The following is a 16,522-nucleotide window of genomic DNA, read 5'->3' as shown; positions in this document are numbered from 1 at the left end:
TGTCTCGCTGGGTCTTGTCGGCTTTTCAATGGGGTTTTTCCAGGCGCTGGTCATCCGCCGCTTCATCCCCCGCTATGGAGAGCGCAAGACCGCCTATATCGGGATGATCTCCGGGATAACCAGCTATCTGATTGTCGCTTTTGTTCCATTTGCCGGGATCATATTGGTGCTTCTGCTGGTCAATGGATTTTCCGGCATGGTCATGCCCGCGCTAAACGCAATGATGTCGCAGCGTGCGCCTGCCTCTCAACAGGGTGAACTGCAGGGTCTGGTTGGCTCACTTGCTGCCTTCAGCCTCATGATCGGCCAGTTTGCATATAATTATGCGCTGGCGGCATTTACCGAGGCGGGAGCGACGATACGCTTTCCCGGCGCACCTTATCTGATCGCGGCTACAGCAGGCCTTTTTGCCTTGATTGCGCTAACCCTGTTGCGCAGGCGGCAATTGCCCGAGGCTATGCCCGATGCCTAAGCTCGTACCGCTCAATAACGTTGCGCCGGAAAAAGTGGAGCGATTGCTCGACGATGCTTTCGGTGCTGATCGCTTTGCTCGGACTGCCTATTTGTTACGGAAACGCAGTAAACCGATTGCCCCGCTGTCTTTCGCGCTGTTGGAGGAAGGCGAACCAGTCGGCAGTATCCAGTGTTGGCCCGTTCGCGTCGGGGATTTCCCCATAGTGCTGGTCGGCCCAGTGGCGGTTACACCCGAGCTGCAAGGCAGGGGCATCGGCCACCAATTAATGCACCGCATGCTTGAAGCAGCCGCCAAAATCGGGGAACCGGTGATGGTGATGATCGGCGATCCGGAATATTATGGCCGCTTCGGCTTCAGTGCCGAACTGACTGGAGGATGGTCTTTGCCCGGCCCGTGGGAACCGCGTCGCTTGCTTGCTCGCAATGCAATGGGTGTCGCAACGCCACAGGCAGGAATGCTGGAGGAGGCCGACCGTGCCCTATGATCCCCCTCCTTCTCTGGGTGGACTCAGCCTCAACCAGATTGCCGACCTTGCCTCGCATCGAAAGCTGCCACCGGTCGAAAGCTGGAATCCCGCCAAAACGGGAAACAGCGAGATGCGCATCGCCACCGATGGCCGCTGGTTCCACCAAGGCGGCGAAATCTCCCGCCCAGCTATGGTGCGTGCCTTTTCAAGCCTGCTCCGGCTTGAATCGGACGACAGCTATTGGCTGGTGACCCCTCAGGAAAAGCTGTCGATCGCAGTCGACGATGTGCCTTTCGTGGCGGTGGAGGCTCAGATCCGCGAGGCCAGCATCGCCTTTCGCCTCAATACCGATGACATCGTCATTGCGGGCGGTAATCATCCGATAGAAGTCCGGACTTTCGAAGGTACTCCGGTGCCCTATCTGCATGTCCGGGCCGGACTTTGGGCACGGTGCACGCGTCCGGTCTATTATGAACTCGCTGAATTGGCGCTTGAAGCAAGCCCGGACAAACCGGGCATATGGAGCGAAGGAATGTTCTTTGCGCTGGATGCAGCTGGATGAGCTGGAAGACGCAGTTTTCCGACGCGCTTCACCCCTCGCGAGCAATCGCGATCGAGGATGAGCGCGCTTATCCCCGTCACGTCGGCGATTATCGGCAAGCGGCGGTGCTGGTTCCCATAACCGACCGGAGCAAACCCGGGGTTATCCTGACGCGTCGTCCGGCCTGGTTACGCAGCCACGCCGGGCAAGTGGCCTTCCCTGGCGGCAAGGTCGATCCTGAAGACGAAAATGCTGTCATTGCTGCCCTGCGCGAAGCGGAAGAAGAAATTGCCCTGCCCCGCCACGAAGTAGAAATATTGGGCGCTGCCGATGATTATTACTCCGGCAGCGGTTATCAGATCACACCCGTTATCGGTGTCGTCCCACCCGATTTACCTCTGGTACCCAATCCGGAAGAAGTCGAAGAATGGTTTGAAGTGCCACTTGAGATTCTGTTTGATCGTGCCAATTACGCTAGACGGCGGGTCGAATGGCAGGGGCAGATGCGCGAATATTACGATATGGATTGGGAAGGCCGCCGCATTTGGGGCGTGACAGCCGGCATCATAGCCAATCTATCTCGCCGCCTGATGGGCGACGATTGATGCAGTTACGCGACGCACCCTGGCTGCACGACCTTGCTCTACGCCGCGTCATTGATGCCCTGACAGTCGATGGCCAATCGCCGCGCATTGTTGGCGGAGCGGTGCGCGATGCTTTGCTCGGCATCGAAGTTGCCGATGTTGATATTGCTACTCCTTTGGTACCTGGAGAGATAATCCGGCGACTGGAAGCCGCACGGATCAAGGCCGTTCCGACGGGTATCGATCACGGCACCATTACAGCCGTCGTCGATGGCCACACGTTTGAAATAACGACGCTACGCCGCGATGTGTCGACCGATGGCCGTCGCGCTACCGTCGAATTTGCAACGGATTGGATCGAAGATGCTGCTAGGCGCGATTTCACCATCAATGCGCTCTATGCCGATCCCGAGAGTCGGGAGATTTTCGACTATTTCGATGGCCAGACCGATTTAAAGGCGCATCATGTGCGCTTCATCGGCGATGCCGATCAACGCATTGCCGAGGATCACCTCCGCATACTGCGCCTTTTCCGCTTTCATGCGCGTTTTGGGCAGGGCGCGATCGACGCGGACGCATTACGAACAGCCTCGGCACATGCCAACAAGCTCATGGCCTTATCGCGCGAGCGCATTGCGGACGAACTGCGTAAATTGCTGTCTGTGGCCAACCCGGCACCAGCAGTTCAGGCTATGCTCGACCACGGGATTTTTGCTTCCTTCCTGCCGGAAATTGTCAGCGAAGCAGGGCGCAAGCTTGCACATCTGATTGAGCGGGAACAGCTGACCGCATCCAAAGCCTCGGTCAGCCGCAGGTTGAGCGCGATACTTCCGGTCGATACCGCAATCGTCGAAAAGGTTGCCGCACGCTTGAAGCTGTCAAACCGCTTGCGCACCGATCTAATGCATTTGGCAGCCAATGCCAAATCAGATCAATCGGCCCGCCAACTGGCTTATGCCATTGGTCTGGAAAATGCCCGTGATATCATTTTGCTGAACTCCGAACATAAAAACTGGCGCGAGGAGCTAGCCAGTCTGCAGGATTGGGAGGTCCCCGAACTGCCGGTCAAAGGGGGCGATCTGATTGCCAAGGGCCTGCGCGCCGGGCCGGTCGTCGCAAAAACATTGCAAGCGATCGAACGACAATGGGTGGCAGAATCCTTTCCCGCTGAATCGCGCGTTCGCGAGATTGCTGATCAGCTGGTTGCGGGTACGTTGCGCGACGACAAAAAGGCATAAGCTGCCTCTGAGGTCAGCGGCCGGGCAAAATAGTAACCTTGTCCATTGGTACAGCCCAGTCCTTTGAGTTCAGCTGAAACAGCGGCGCATTCAATACCCTCAGCAGTCGTTTTCATTCCTAGCGCCGATGCCAACGACAATATGGTGCTTACAATTGCCCGATTGTCGCGATTGGCGAGCATGTCGGAAACGAAACTGCGATCGATTTTTAAGACATCGATCGGTAGCTTCTGAAGATAGGCCAGATTGGAATAACCGGTGCCGAAATCATCCATTGCCAGATTGGTGTTGAGTGCTTTCAGCGCTTCCAGAACACGGCGTGCACCATCCGGATCATCGACAAAGGCGCTTTCCGTCAGTTCCAGCGTCAGGCGGTTACCGTCGATACCCGCTGAGCGGATGGCATGTTCTACGGCTTTTGGGACGTCATCGCGCAGCAACTGGACGGCAGACAGGTTGACCGACAACTTTATGGGTAGATCGTCGCCCATTTTGCCTTCCCATTGAGCGATCGTCTTGGCTGCCTTTTCGAGCGCCCAACGACCTAGTGGAACGATCAGCCCGCTTTCCTCCGCAACCGGTATGAAATCCATTGGCGACACCATACCGAGTGTCGGATGGTTCCAGCGCGCCAATGCTTCAAAACCATTCAATTGGCCGCTTCCCAGATCGATCAGCGGTTGATAGTGAAGCTCCAACTCATCACGCTCCAATGCACGGCGCAGATCGGTTTCGAGCGAGAAGCGGTGCAGAGCCCGGTCCAATTTGTCTGCCGAGAAAAGTTCAAACTTCTTCGATTGTTTCGCGCGTTTGAGTGCGATCTGGGAATGGCGCAACACGTCCATTGGATCGTCGGTTTCCAAATCCCCCACGGCTGCAGCAACCGCGCAATCAATCTGGATTTCCAGATTGGACAATTTACAGGGGTCATCAAACACCTTCACGACCCGCGATGCGATTGCCTCGGCGCCGCGTACATCTTCCACCGGAGCAAATAGTGCGAATTCATTGCCACCAAGTCGGCCGATTATTTCGCTGCTCCGAACCCTTGACGTCAAACGCTTTGCGACCGTGATTATCAGTTCATCGCCGGCCAAAACGCCGACCGATTCATTGATCCGGCTAAACCGCGCGAGATCGAACATGACCAGCGCAAATTTTTTGTCACTGCCCTCTGACCGCATTTCATCCACGGCATCGACAATACGTTCTTCGAAACCGATGCGATTCGCAAACCCCGTCAGACTGTCGTTCATCATTTCACGACGCAGGTTCACATTGCCTTGAACTTCGGCAGTCCTGTCAACCAGCGACACCAGAACATGGGGGACTTCATTGCCAAAACGCGAGACGCTGATTTCGACATCTAGCGGCCGGATATTGTCTGGCGAACGCCAGCGTTCGAAATGCTCTTGTCGGTCATTGTCGACCATGTCGAGGATCAAGTCATTGAAGTAGCAAGGATCAAATCCGGCATCGCGGGCTCGCCCGAGCGCGAGATAATCAAATTGACCGTTGGTCGCGATCCGCTTCGCGCCGCTTATATCAACACGATAAATAGCCGCAGCAATGGGAAGCGAATTCAGCCAGGCATGGCTCGCCTCCTCTCCTTCGGGAACAGTTCTCTGAACAAGGTTTGACGTCAGAGATGCTGGCGACCCGTGGGCGAATGAATTTTTGTCCCACATTTTCATGCAGGTTGGATTAGGTGAAAGATGTAAAAATTTGCTTCACAGCAGCTATAGAACAAAAGCTATACCAGCGTGGCAAACAAACCTAATCGAAGCGGTTGTTCCTTGGAAATCCCTGCGGCGGAAGCCTTCCTGCCGCACCACGCGCGACGCGCCATTGGGTGAGGTCAGTCTCGGTGCGTGTCCGCCCGCTGTCGCCTCCCATCGTCCAGCTCAAACCTTCGCTCAGGTTGAAGCAGATCGCATCGGAAAGTCCCCCATCCTTATAGCGCTGGAGAGTGACGCCCTGCCCCTTCGCCATTTCGGGAATCTCGTTCATCGGGAAGATCACCAGTTTCCGGTTCTCCCCGACCACGGCGACATATTGATCTTTGGCAACAGCTTCATCCGCCGACTCAGCCGGAGCGAGGCGGACAGCCTGCAGTCGCGCGCCGGGCTTCAGCGTCACGACGCCCCTGCCCTTTCGCGTTTCGGCAACGACGTCTTCCATCTTGCATACAAAGCCTTTGCCCGTAGATGCGGCGAGCAGCATCCGGCCACCGGGTGTAACTGGCAGCAATGTTAGGACATCATTCCCTGCCTCTATATCAATCATGGTGCCCAGCGGCTCACCAAAGCCGCGCGCACCGGGAAGTTTATCTGCCCCAATCGTATAGAAACGGCCATTGGCGGTCGCGACGAGGATCTTATCGGTGGTCTGGGCATGGAAGACCTGCGCCAGCGCATCGCCTTCCTTGAACTTGTAATCTGCCTTGGCCGATAGGTCGGCATGGCCCTTCATCGCCTTAATCCAGCCGCGCTTGGACAAGATGATCGTCACGGGCTCGCGTTCGACAAAGGCCTCAAGCGAGATTTCACGCGCCGGGGCCGCTTCGATCAGCGATGTACGCCGGCGGCCAAGTTCGGTGTCCTCGGCATAGCCGAGGCGCAGCTTCGTCAAATCCTTCTTCAGCCGCGTTCGCTGACGCGCCGGGCTTTCGATCAGCTTGACCAGTTCCTCACGCTCGGCATGCAGTTCATCACGCTCGCGGCGCAACTCCATTTCCTCAAGTTTGCGCAAAGACCGCAGCCGCATGTTGAGGATAGCCTCGGCCTGCCTGTCGGTCAGCTGGAACTCGGCCATCATCACAGGCTTGGGTTCATCCTCAGTCCGGATAATTTCGATAATCCGGTCAAGGTTGAGATAGGCAATGATATAGCCTTCAAGTAGTTCCAGCCGTGCATCGATCTTTTCCAGCCGGTGCTGCGACCGGCGGACGAGCACTTCGATCTGGTGCGTCAGCCATTCGCGCAAAACTTCACCCAAGCCCATCACCTTGGGCACGCGATTGGCATCAAGCACATTCATGTTGAGGCCAAAGCGGGTTTCAAGGTCGGTCAGCCGGAACAGAGCATTTTTGAGGTCTTCAGGATCAACATTGCGGCTCTTGGGCACCAGCACGATGCGGATGTCCGCATCCGATTCATCGCGCACATCGTCGAGGATGGGTAGCTTCTTGTCGGCAATTAACTGGGCGATCTGCTCGATCAGCTTGCCCTTTTGCACCTGATACGGAATTTCGGTGATCACCAACTGCCATGTACCGCCTGAAAGGCGTTCAATGCCGGCGTCGCGATCCGCCGCATCCTTGGCCTCGGCGGCATGGAAGCGTGCGCGGACGCGAAGCGCGCCGCGACCCGTTTCATAAGCCGTGCTGATTGTTTCCCGGCTATCGACCAGAACGCCGCCGGTTGCAAAGTCGGGCCCCTGGACGATCTGCATCAATTGCTCATGCGTCGCCTTGGGTTCGTCGATCAACAGCATCGCTGCGTCGATAATTTCCGCGGCATTGTGCGAAGGAATGCTCGTCGCCATGCCGACCGCAATCCCGCTTGCGCCATTGGCGAGCAGATTGGGGAACAGGCCGGGCATAACCTCCGGCTCTTCATCCTCACCATTATAGGTCGGTTTGAAGTCGGTCGCATTTTCGTCGAGCCCCTGCATCAGCTCGATTGCGGTTTTGGTCAGTCTGGCTTCGGTATAGCGATAGGCGGCAGCGTTATCGCCGTCGATATTGCCGAAATTGCCCTGCCCGTCGACCAGCGGATAGCGGAGCGAGAAGGTCTGCGCGAGGCGGACCATCGCATCATAAACCGACTGGTCGCCATGCGGGTGATATTTACCGATAACGTCGCCGACCACACGTGCGCATTTCTTGTAACCACTTGCGGGGTCGAGCTTCAACTGGCGCATTGCCCATAGCAGGCGGCGGTGCACAGGCTTCAACCCATCGCGCAGATCAGGCAACGACCGTGCCGTGATCGTTGACATCGCATAGATGAGATAGCGTTCGGAAATCGCCGCATCGAACGGGGCGTTGACGATCTGGTCGAACGGATCTTCGGCGGGCAAGTCTGTATCGGTGGTATCAGCCATTCACGCTCCGATAGCGAGCGAGCGAGTCAGCGCAAAGCGGGGAATGCATCAATCCACAGAATTCTACGTCTCAAGCTGCATTATGCTGCGTTGCAATAATGACACAGGGATGTCAGAAAATGAATAGAAATTGCGCCTTTGCTGGCCAAGTCTTTGCATAAGTGGCAGCATTCCGAGCACCAAATTCTTTTGAACAGGGCAAAGGACCAAAAATGAAAAAATCCAGCACCGGATCGCTCCTTGCAATCTCCGCCTCATTTGCAGCCATGATGGTTGCGGCAGCCACACCTGCCTATGCGCAAGACGAAGCGCAGGCCGAAGATGCCGCAGACCAGCCAGCCATCATCGTTACCGGCACACGTCGCACCGATCGCACCGTCGCCGACAGTCCAGTTCCGGTCGATGTTCTTTCCGCCGCCGATCTGGTGAACAGCGGATCGACCGAAACCAATCGCCTGCTCAACCAGCTTGTGCCCTCATTCAACTTCCCACAACCGTCGTTGACCGACGGTACGGACTCTCTGCGTCCTGCAACGCTGCGCGGCCTCGCGCCCGATCAGGTGCTGGTGCTCGTCAACGGCAAACGCCGCCACCAGTCTTCGTTGATCAACCTGAACGGTTCAGTCGGACGCGGTTCGACCGCAGTTGACATGAACACCATCCCACCGCTCGCCATTGAGCGCATCGAAGTGCTGCGCGACGGCGCGGCCTCTCTTTATGGTTCTGATGCGATTGCGGGCGTGATCAACGTGCAGCTGAAAAAGGGCGTCGGCGGCCGTGCACAGGCAACCTACGGCAAATATATCACCGAGATGGAAGATGTCGGACAGGTTGACACCGTCGCATTGACGACCGGATTGGCAGACAATCCGGTCATTACGTATACCGGCCAGGATCGCAAACGGCGCGATGGTGACACCTATACTCTTGCCTCGAATTTCGGCCTTCCCATTGGTGACAGCGGTTATCTGAACTTCACCGCAGAATATAAGGATCGCTCGCCGACCAACCGCTCCGGCCCGGATATCCGCCGCAACTATTTCGCTGCGGGCGATCCGCGCGAAGCTACATTCAACCGCTATGCGCACCGTTATGGCGATGGTGTCTCGAAAGATCTGAACTTCTTCCTGAATGCAGGCTATGATCTGTCGGACAACATCGAATTCTATACATTCGGCAGCTACGGCGTGCGCGACGGCAATGGCGCGGGCTTCTATCGCCGTTCGACCGACGCCCGCAACCGTGACTGGGCAGCGTCCACCACGACATTCGTTCCCATCTATGCGGACGGCTTCCTGCCTCTCATCGTGAGTGAAATCGTCGACATTTCGGCGGCCGCTGGTCTGCGCGGTGCGCTAGGATCATGGGATTACGATCTGTCGGTCGTTTATGGCACCAACCTCCTGAACTATAAGGTCGAAAACAGCGTCAATACATCGCTGGGTGGCACAGATAGTGCCCGCCGTTTCAATGCAGGCGGCATGCGTGCAGGCCAGACAACGGTCAATCTCGACATGCGTCGAGACCTTGACCTGGGCATTGGCGACAGCATTTCGCTGGCATTCGGTGGCGAATATCGTGACGAAAACTACAAGATCGTAGCAGGCGAATTGCAGAGCTATATCAACGGTCCGTTCTCTGTGGCCCCATTCAACGCGGCAGGTGGCTCTCAAGTGTTCCCGGGTTTCCGTCCGAGCAATGCCACCGATGAATCGCGTGACAGCTATGCCGGCTATGTTGAACTCGACGCCGACCTAAGCTCCAGCTTCACGCTGCAGCTTGCCGGCCGCTATGAACATTATAGCGACTTTGGCAGCACCGTGAACGGCAAGGCCGCCGCGCGCTTCGAACCGATTGATGGCCTCGCCTTCCGTGGGTCAATCTCGACCGGTTTCCGCGCACCAAGTCTTGCACAACAGGCATTTGCGACAACTTCGACGAATAATGTCGGCGGTGTCCTTATCGAAGTCGGAACCTTCCCGGTTTCTTCACCTGTGGCCGTCGCTCTCGGGGCACAGCCGCTCGAACCGGAAAAGTCGGTAAACATCGGTGGCGGCATAACCTTCAACATGCTTGAAGGCCTCAATCTCACGGTCGACTATTACAATATCAAGATCGAAGACCGCATCACACTGACCGAAAACCTGACCGGCACCGACGTTGTTAACCTGCTAACTGCGGCGGGCGTCACCGGGGTCAGTTCAGCACGCTTCTTCATCAACGGCATCGACACCAAAACCGAAGGTCTGGACATCGTCGCAAGTTACCGCGTCCCTGATTTTGGCATGGGTACCGTGCGTCTGAGTGCAGGTTACAATCTCAACAATACCGAGATTACCGACCGCCGCGTCTTTTCGGGCTTCACCGCGCAGCGCCTGTTTGCGCGTCAGGAAAGCTATCGCCTGACCGATGGCCAGCCCAAGAACAAGCTGAACTTCAGCCTCGATTGGGATTATGACATGTTCGGCCTGACGCTCCGCACCAACCGTTACGGCGAAGTGTTCCTGCCAAGCAGCTTCTCGACCGCCGCGAACAACAACAATATCGCGCTGGCACCGGGCGACGTTCCGGGTGACATCTTCCTGTCGCCCAAATGGATCACCGACCTTGAGCTGCGTGTGAAGCCGATGGAAAAACTGTCGCTCGCCATTGGTGCGAACAATTTGTTCGACGTCTATCCGGATCGCCTGCCCTTTGGCACGGTCGACGGGGTGAATTATGGCCTGAACAACTCGTTCCTGCCGTACAGCTCACAGTCGCCCTTCGGCTTCAGCGGTCGCTTCCTATATGGTCGCGTTTCGTACGAGTTCTAAATCTAACTTGCCAATTGACGAAAAGGGCGGTGCGATTGCGCCGCCCTTTTTCGTTGGGCTTTTGACGCTGTGCGCCCCGCCTGCTAACGGCGCGGGCGACTCCACGCCTCTCAGCAGAAAGCCCGCACATGGTCCCCCGCTACGCCCGTCCCGACATGGTTGCCATCTGGGAACCCGAAAACCGTTTCAAAATCTGGTTCGAGATAGAGGCGCATGCGACGGAAGCGCTTGCCGAACTGGGCGTTGTTCCAAAATCGGCAGCAGAAGCGCTGTGGAAATGGTGGGCGACCAATCCGTCGATCGACGTCGCAGCTATCGACGCCATCGAAGCGATCACCAAGCATGACGTGATCGCCTTCCTCACCTGGGTGGCAGAGCAAGTCGGCGACGAAGCGCGTTTCATGCACCAGGGGATGACTTCGAGCGACGTACTCGACACCTGCCTCGCCGTGCAGCTGGCACGCGCATCGGACCTGTTGCTGGCCGGTCTGGATGCACTGTTAGAAGCCATCAAACGCCGTGCATTCGAGCACAAGATGACGCCGTGCATCGGCCGCAGCCATGGTATCCATGCCGAGCCAGTCACTTTCGGGCTAAAAATGGCAGAGGCTTATGCAGAGTTTTCGCGCTGCAAGGATCGCCTGATCGCTGCCCGCAAGGATGTGGCGACCTGTGCGATTTCGGGCGCAGTCGGCACCTTCGCCAATATCGACCCGCGCGTCGAAGAGCATGTGGCGGCAAAGCTTGGACTGTCGGTCGAACCTGTTTCAACGCAGGTCATCCCGCGCGATCGCCACGCGATGTTCTTTGCGACATTGGGCGTCATCGCTTCCTCGATCGAACGCCTTGCTGTCGAAATCCGCCACTTGCAGCGTACCGAAGTGCTGGAGGCGGAGGAATATTTCTCGCCCGGCCAAAAGGGTTCGTCGGCCATGCCGCACAAGCGCAACCCGGTGCTGACCGAAAACCTCACCGGCCTTGCTCGCATGGTGCGCAGCTATGCCATTCCCGCCATGGAGAATGTCGCCCTTTGGCGTGAGCGCGATATCAGCCACAGCTCGGTGGAACGCTATATCGGCCCTGATGCGACAATCACGCTCGACTTCGCGCTGGGTCGCCTGACCAGCGTGGTCGACAAGCTGCTGGTCTATCCGGAGCGGATGCAGAAGAATTTGGACAAGATGGGCGGCCTCGTCCACTCGCAGCGCGTGTTGCTCGCGCTGACCCAGGCGGGCGTGAGCCGCGAGGACAGCTATGTCCTGGTCCAGCGCAATGCGATGAAGGTTTGGGAATCGGATGGCGCGCTTTCGTTGCTTGAGCTGCTCAAGGCCGACCCGGATGTAACCAAGGCGCTCAGCCCACAGGAAATCGAAGAGAAGTTCGACCTTGGCTATCACTTGAAGCATGTCGACACCATTTTCGCGCGGGTTTTTGGGTGAGCTGAAAATGCTTCATGGGGGCTGGAATCCTTACCCCCCTTCCCTTAAGCTGCGCGCAAATAGACGAAGGAGAAGCCGCGAATGTCGTTCCTGAAAACCCTGTTCTGGGTCATTTTCCTCGTCGGCTTCACCGTGTTTGCCATCAACAACTGGCAACCGGTTTCGATGAAATTGTGGAACGGCCTGTGGCTCGACAGCAAACTGCCCGCAGTGATGGGCGCAAGTTTCTTGCTTGGCTTCCTGCCACTCTGGATCTGGCACCGCGCAATGCACTATCGTCTGAACCGCCGGATAGCGACGCTGGAAAGCGGCGCCAAGACTATGGCTGCCAATTTCACGCCCACCAGTGCGACACAGGGAACATCAGCATGAGCAATCCTGTCTATGTCGCCATCGACACGCCGCTGCTCGACGACGCGCTTGATCTGGTGCGCAAGGTCAAAGCACATGTCGGGGGAGTTAAGCTCGGCCTCGAATTTTTCTGCGCCAACGGGCATCATGGCGTGCATGAAGTGCAGAAACTGGGCTTGCCCATTTTCCTCGACCTGAAGCTGCACGACATCCCGAATACGGTTGCCAAGGCGATGCAGGCGATCAACACGCTCGAACCCGCGATCGTCACCATCCACGCCAGCGGCGGTCGCGCAATGATGGAAGATGCCAAGGCGGCAGCGGGTATCCATACAAAGGTGGTCGGCGTGACCGTGCTGACCAGCCTCGATGGCGACGACCTTGCCAGCATGGGCGTTTCAGGTGATCCGCATGCACAGGTTGAGCGGTTGGCCGGGCTTGCGCAGGAAGCCGGCCTCGATGGTATTGTCTGCTCCGGACAGGAAGTAAAGGCTGCACACAGAATCTGGAAAGACGGCTTTTTCGTCGTTCCCGGCTTACGTCCCGCTGGTGCCAGCACCGCCGATCAGAAACGCATTGTTACCCCGCGTCAGGCGCGGGATGATGGCGCGAGTGTTCTGGTAATCGGTCGCCCGATAACCAAGGCAGAAGACCCCGATGCAGCGGCACGGGCGATTGTGGGGACGCTGTAAAGTCAAGCGATCATGCAAACTCAAATCAAAATCTGCGGCCTTTCGAACGAAGCCGCCATCGACGCCGCTGCCAAGGCAGGGGCGACGCATATCGGCCTGGTTCATTTCGAAAAAAGCCCGCGCCATGTTAGTCTCGAACTGGCGGCTGCCCTTCGCATGCGCACACCGCCGAGCCTAAAGGTCGTGCTTCTGCTCGTAAACGCAGACCCCGGATTGACTGACAAGGCACTGCAAATGGTGCGGCCCGATGTCATCCAATTCCATGGAACCGAAACACCCGAATGGCTCAAGCTGGTTCGCGAGCATAGTGAAGCCGAAATCTGGAAGGCGGTTGGTCTGAAAGACCGACAGACACTGGTGAATTCTGATCGCTTTGCAGGCGTTGTCGACCGGCTGCTGTTCGATGCCCCGGCGCAAGCATTGCCGGGCGGAACCGGCACACGCGTCGACTGGTCTTTGCTCAGCCATTTTGAGCATCGCACGCCCTGGGGGCTGGCTGGCGGTCTGGCACCTGACAATGTGGCGGAGGCTTTGCAGGCCACACGCGCCCCACTAGTCGACGTTTCTTCGGGTGTGGAGAGCGCTCCGGGCGTCAAGGATGTGGACAAGATTGCGGCCTTCTGCCAAGCGGTCCACGACTACGCCCCTTAATCAAACCGTAGTGCTGAGCTTGTCGAAGCACGCCTCTCAGGTTAGCGCTGCCCTTTAAGGCGCCCTTCGACAGGCTCAGGGCTACGGTGAAATTTGAACGGCATTCGACCATTATGAACGCAACTGCAAATTCCTTCATGAACCAGCCCGACGAGCGCGGGCATTTTGGGCAATTTGGCGGCCGATATGTCGCCGAAACGCTGATGCCTCTCGTGCTTGATCTCGAACGCGAATATCGCGCGGCAAAGCAAGACCCTGCGTTCGCCGCACAGTTTGACGATCTGCTCGAACACTATGTCGGCCGTCCTTCCCCACTTTATTATGCCGAACGGCTAACCGAGGAACTGCGAAAGGATGCAACGGTCGGAAAAGGCGCGCAAATCTGGTTCAAGCGCGATGAGTTGAACCACACCGGCGCGCACAAGATCAACAATTGCATCGGCCAGATCCTGCTAGCCATCCGCATGGGCAAGACGCGGATCATTGCAGAGACCGGCGCGGGCCAGCACGGCGTTGCCACTGCGACCGTCTGTGCGCGTTTTGGCCTACCGTGTGTGATTTTCATGGGCGCGACAGACGTCGCCCGCCAAGCGCCCAACGTGTTCCGGATGAAGTTGCTCGGAGCAGAAGTGGTGCCGGTAACCGCTGGAGCGGCAACGCTAAAGGATGCGATGAATGAGGCGCTGCGCGATTGGGTCGCCAATGTGCACGACACTTTCTACATCATCGGTACCGCCGCCGGCCCGCACCCCTATCCCGAACTGGTCCGCGATTTCCAGAGTGTGATCGGAAGGGAAGCGCGCGCGCAGTTGCTCGAACGCACTGGCAGCCTGCCCGACCTGTTGGTCGCCGCGATCGGCGGCGGCAGCAATGCCATCGGCCTGTTCCACCCATTCCTCGACGATCCGTCGGTCAAGATGCTAGGCGTTGAAGCTGCCGGTTACGGCCTCGACAAGGAACATGCTGCATCGCTCGCGGGAGGACGTCCGGGCATACTCCATGGCAACAAGACCTATTTGCTGCAGGACGAGGACGGCCAGATCACCGAAGGGCATTCGATCAGCGCGGGGCTGGACTATCCCGGGATCGGACCGGAGCATAGCTGGCTCAAGGAAATCGGTAGAGTTGATTACACCAGCGTCACCGATGATGAAGCACTCGAAGGCTTCCAATTGCTTTGCCGGACCGAAGGGATCATTCCCGCGCTCGAACCCAGCCACGCCATCGCAGCCGTGACCAAAGTTGCGTCGACAATGGACGAGAACCAGATCATCGTGGTCAACTTATGCGGACGCGGCGACAAGGACATCTTCTCGGTGGCCGAGCATTTGGGGGTCAAGTTATAGTGAACCGCAAATGGGGGATTACGGGCGTAGCATTCACTGTCGGGGCTTGGGGTTGCTGGCAGGGGATGGAAACAGTGCCTGATTATTCGCCAACATCTACCGCCCTCTACTACACCGGCAATGTGCTGATCGCCCTGGCACTTTACGCTTTCTACCGAACTTTCCGGAGCTCAAAATCTTGACCCGCCTCTCCTCCGCCTTCCCCGCCGACCGCGCCGCGCTCGTCACCTTCATCACCGCTGGCGATGGCGATACCGCCGCCAATCTCGACGCGCTCGTCGAAGGGGGCGCAGATGTGATCGAACTCGGCATGCCCTTCACCGATCCGATGGCAGATGGCCCCGCGATCCAAAAGGCCAATATCCGTAGTCTAGATGCGGGCACGACCACAGCCGATATCTTCGCCATCGCCACCGCCTTCCGCGCACGGCATCCGCACGTGCCGCTGGTGCTGATGGGTTATGCCAATCCGATGACGATCCGCGGGCCCGAATGGTTCGCCGCCGAATGCGTCAAGGCGGGCGTCGATGGCGTGATCTGCGTCGACATTCCGCCGGAAGAGGATGCCGAACTCGGCCCCGCGCTGCGCGCTGCAGGGGTGGACCTGATCCGCCTCGCCACCCCGACCACCGATGCCACGCGCCTTCCCGCCGTGCTCGATGGATCCAGCGGGTTTCTCTATTATGTCTCGGTCGCCGGGATAACCGGCCTGCAACAGGCCGCGCAAGCGAGCATCGAGGACGCCGTCGCGCGGCTAAAGGCGGCCACCGACATCCCCGTCGCCGTCGGCTTCGGCGTTCGCACGCCAGAGCAAGCAGCCGCAATCGCCAAGGTCGCGGATGGCGTGGTGGTCGGATCGGCCATCGTCGAAATCATTGCGCAGCATGGCCGCGATGCCGCTGGTCCGGTGCGCGAATATGTGGCAAGCTTGGCAAATGCCATCAAAGCAGCAAGAGGCTAAAAAATGAACTGGGTCACCCGCGTCCGCAACGCCATCCCCTTCATCGCCAAGCGCGAGACGGCGGAAACGCTTTGGCACAAATGCAAGGGCTGCAACACGATGATCTTCCTCAAGGAATATGAGGAAAACCAGTCGGTCTGCCCGAAATGCGATTTCCACGGCCGCATCGGCCCGGCGGAACGCTTTGCCGCGATTTTCGATGCAGACAGCTTCACCGTTTTGCCCATGCCGCGCGTCGTCGAAGACCCGTTGAAGTTCAAGGACAGCAAGAAATATCCCGATCGCATCAAGGCCGCCCGCGCCTCGACTGGAGAGCAAGACGCGATGGTCAGCGCGCGCGGCACAATTGACGGCCATTCTGCCGTCGTCAGCGTGCAGGATTTTGCCTTCATGGGCGGATCGATGGGCATGGCCGTGGGTGAAGCTTTCATCGCCGCCGCGCAAGAAGCGCTGAAGGCGAAATGCCCCTATGTCATCTTCACTGCCGCAGGCGGCGCGCGCATGCAGGAGGGCATTTTGAGCCTGATGCAAATGCCGCGCACCACGGTTGCCATCCAGATGCTGCGCGACGCGGGGCTGCCCTATATCGTCGTATTGACTGATCCGACCACTGGCGGGGGTACCGCCAGCTATGCGATGCTCGGTGATATCCAGATTGCTGAACCGGGTGCGTTGATCGGCTTTGCCGGGCAGCGTGTAATTGAACAGACGATCCGCGAAAAACTGCCCGAAGGCTTCCAGCGCGCCGAGTATCTGCTCGACCATGGCATGGTCGACATGGTGACGCACCGGCATGAGCTGAAGGCCACGCTGGCGCGTTTGGTCGATTATCTGACCGCCGGTAAGAAGGCGGCCTAG

Annotated in this window: 16 protein-coding genes; 13 read left to right on the top strand and 3 right to left on the bottom strand. The window is 58.0% G+C overall.

What is annotated here, in order from left to right:
- From Q0239_RS03325 to Q0239_RS03305, 5 genes are all read left to right on the top strand, one after another.
- A partial coding sequence (locus tag Q0239_RS03325) for an MFS transporter (RefSeq protein ID WP_298598346.1) occupies window positions 1-472 on the top strand: 472 nt, incomplete at its 5' end.
- Window positions 465-959: a GNAT family N-acetyltransferase gene (locus tag Q0239_RS03320; protein ID WP_298598343.1), complete on the top strand. Its 495-nt coding sequence runs from the start codon at window positions 465-467 to the stop codon at window positions 957-959. The genes Q0239_RS03325 and Q0239_RS03320, both read left to right, overlap by 8 nt.
- Window positions 949-1,503, top strand: coding sequence for a DUF1285 domain-containing protein (locus Q0239_RS03315; protein ID WP_298598340.1), 555 nt, complete (start codon window positions 949-951; stop codon window positions 1,501-1,503). The genes Q0239_RS03320 and Q0239_RS03315 overlap by 11 nt, the downstream gene beginning before the upstream one ends.
- Entirely contained in the window at window positions 1,500-2,087 is a 588-nt protein-coding gene (locus Q0239_RS03310) for a CoA pyrophosphatase (RefSeq protein ID WP_298598337.1), read from the top strand. The genes Q0239_RS03315 and Q0239_RS03310 overlap by 4 nt, the downstream gene beginning before the upstream one ends.
- The gene (locus Q0239_RS03305) at window positions 2,087-3,304 is read left to right on the top strand and encodes a CCA tRNA nucleotidyltransferase (RefSeq protein ID WP_298598334.1); all 1,218 of its coding nucleotides are present in this window, start codon (window positions 2,087-2,089) and stop codon (window positions 3,302-3,304) included. The genes Q0239_RS03310 and Q0239_RS03305 overlap by 1 nt, the downstream gene beginning before the upstream one ends.
- Here Q0239_RS03305 and Q0239_RS03300 read toward each other — a convergent pair.
- The 3 genes from Q0239_RS03300 to Q0239_RS03290 all read right to left on the bottom strand — a co-directional run bounded on the left by Q0239_RS03300 (window position 3,262) and on the right by Q0239_RS03290 (window position 7,679).
- Entirely contained in the window at window positions 3,262-4,998 is a 1,737-nt protein-coding gene (locus Q0239_RS03300; protein ID WP_298598331.1) for a bifunctional diguanylate cyclase/phosphodiesterase, read from the bottom strand. The two genes, Q0239_RS03305 and Q0239_RS03300, sit on opposite strands and share 43 nt — an antisense overlap.
- A gap of 82 nt (window positions 4,999-5,080) precedes the next feature.
- A complete protein-coding gene (parC, locus tag Q0239_RS03295; protein ID WP_298598328.1) occupies window positions 5,081-7,411 on the bottom strand; it encodes a DNA topoisomerase IV subunit A in 2,331 nt (776 codons plus the stop codon).
- A gap of 112 nt (window positions 7,412-7,523) precedes the next feature.
- Window positions 7,524-7,679: a hypothetical protein gene (locus Q0239_RS03290; RefSeq protein WP_298598325.1), complete on the bottom strand. Its 156-nt coding sequence runs from the start codon at window positions 7,677-7,679 to the stop codon at window positions 7,524-7,526.
- Here Q0239_RS03290 and Q0239_RS03285 point away from each other — a divergent pair.
- The 8 genes from Q0239_RS03285 to accD all read left to right on the top strand — a co-directional run bounded on the left by Q0239_RS03285 (window position 7,678) and on the right by accD (window position 16,522).
- Window positions 7,678-10,224 (top strand): TonB-dependent receptor, encoded by a 2,547-nt coding sequence (locus Q0239_RS03285; protein ID WP_298598323.1) that lies wholly within the window; start codon window positions 7,678-7,680, stop codon window positions 10,222-10,224. The genes Q0239_RS03290 and Q0239_RS03285 overlap by 2 nt on opposite strands.
- Before the next feature lie 128 nt (window positions 10,225-10,352).
- Window positions 10,353-11,663: an adenylosuccinate lyase gene (gene purB, locus Q0239_RS03280; protein ID WP_298598321.1), complete on the top strand. Its 1,311-nt coding sequence runs from the start codon at window positions 10,353-10,355 to the stop codon at window positions 11,661-11,663.
- Window positions 11,664-11,744: 81 nt separating this feature from the next.
- Window positions 11,745-12,035, top strand: a complete 291-nt coding sequence (locus tag Q0239_RS03275; RefSeq protein WP_298598318.1) for a DUF1049 domain-containing protein — start codon at window positions 11,745-11,747, stop codon at window positions 12,033-12,035.
- Window positions 12,032-12,706, top strand: a complete 675-nt coding sequence (gene pyrF / locus Q0239_RS03270; RefSeq protein WP_298598315.1) for an orotidine-5'-phosphate decarboxylase — start codon at window positions 12,032-12,034, stop codon at window positions 12,704-12,706. The genes Q0239_RS03275 and pyrF overlap by 4 nt, the downstream gene beginning before the upstream one ends.
- A 12-nt stretch (window positions 12,707-12,718) precedes the next feature.
- Window positions 12,719-13,357: a phosphoribosylanthranilate isomerase gene (locus Q0239_RS03265; RefSeq protein ID WP_298598312.1), complete on the top strand. Its 639-nt coding sequence runs from the start codon at window positions 12,719-12,721 to the stop codon at window positions 13,355-13,357.
- A 113-nt stretch (window positions 13,358-13,470) separates the two neighbouring features.
- A complete protein-coding gene (trpB, locus tag Q0239_RS03260) occupies window positions 13,471-14,703 on the top strand; it encodes a tryptophan synthase subunit beta (RefSeq protein WP_298598310.1) in 1,233 nt (410 codons plus the stop codon).
- A gap of 178 nt (window positions 14,704-14,881) precedes the next feature.
- A complete protein-coding gene (trpA, locus tag Q0239_RS03255) occupies window positions 14,882-15,664 on the top strand; it encodes a tryptophan synthase subunit alpha (protein WP_298598306.1) in 783 nt (260 codons plus the stop codon).
- 3 nt (window positions 15,665-15,667) lie between these two features.
- Window positions 15,668-16,522, top strand: a complete 855-nt coding sequence (accD, locus tag Q0239_RS03250) for an acetyl-CoA carboxylase, carboxyltransferase subunit beta (RefSeq protein WP_298598303.1) — start codon at window positions 15,668-15,670, stop codon at window positions 16,520-16,522.

The sequence above is a fragment of the uncultured Sphingorhabdus sp. genome, assembly GCF_937872355.1.
Lineage (GTDB): Bacteria > Pseudomonadota > Alphaproteobacteria > Sphingomonadales > Sphingomonadaceae > Sphingorhabdus_B.
This window is presented reverse-complemented; position numbering and strand designations above follow the sequence as displayed.

Bases quoted from the DNA above. Each gene is read 5' to 3' on its own strand.
- Q0239_RS03320 (WP_298598343.1), top strand. From the start codon at position 465: ATGCCTAAGCTCGTACCGCTCAATAACGTTGCGCCGGAAAAAGTGGAG.
- Q0239_RS03310 (WP_298598337.1), top strand. From the start codon at position 1,500: ATGAGCTGGAAGACGCAGTTTTCCGACGCGCTTCACCCCTCGCGAGCA.
- Q0239_RS03305 (WP_298598334.1), top strand. From the start codon at position 2,087: ATGCAGTTACGCGACGCACCCTGGCTGCACGACCTTGCTCTACGCCGC.
- Q0239_RS03300 (WP_298598331.1), bottom strand. From the start codon at position 4,998: ATGAAAATGTGGGACAAAAATTCATTCGCCCACGGGTCGCCAGCATCT.
- parC (WP_298598328.1), bottom strand. From the start codon at position 7,411: ATGGCTGATACCACCGATACAGACTTGCCCGCCGAAGATCCGTTCGAC.
- Q0239_RS03285 (WP_298598323.1), top strand. From the start codon at position 7,678: ATGATGGTTGCGGCAGCCACACCTGCCTATGCGCAAGACGAAGCGCAG.
- Q0239_RS03290 (WP_298598325.1), bottom strand. From the start codon at position 7,679: ATGGCTGCAAATGAGGCGGAGATTGCAAGGAGCGATCCGGTGCTGGAT.
- purB (WP_298598321.1), top strand. From the start codon at position 10,353: ATGGTCCCCCGCTACGCCCGTCCCGACATGGTTGCCATCTGGGAACCC.
- Q0239_RS03275 (WP_298598318.1), top strand. From the start codon at position 11,745: ATGTCGTTCCTGAAAACCCTGTTCTGGGTCATTTTCCTCGTCGGCTTC.
- pyrF (WP_298598315.1), top strand. From the start codon at position 12,032: ATGAGCAATCCTGTCTATGTCGCCATCGACACGCCGCTGCTCGACGAC.
- Q0239_RS03265 (WP_298598312.1), top strand. From the start codon at position 12,719: ATGCAAACTCAAATCAAAATCTGCGGCCTTTCGAACGAAGCCGCCATC.
- trpB (WP_298598310.1), top strand. From the start codon at position 13,471: ATGAACGCAACTGCAAATTCCTTCATGAACCAGCCCGACGAGCGCGGG.
- accD (WP_298598303.1), top strand. From the start codon at position 15,668: ATGAACTGGGTCACCCGCGTCCGCAACGCCATCCCCTTCATCGCCAAG.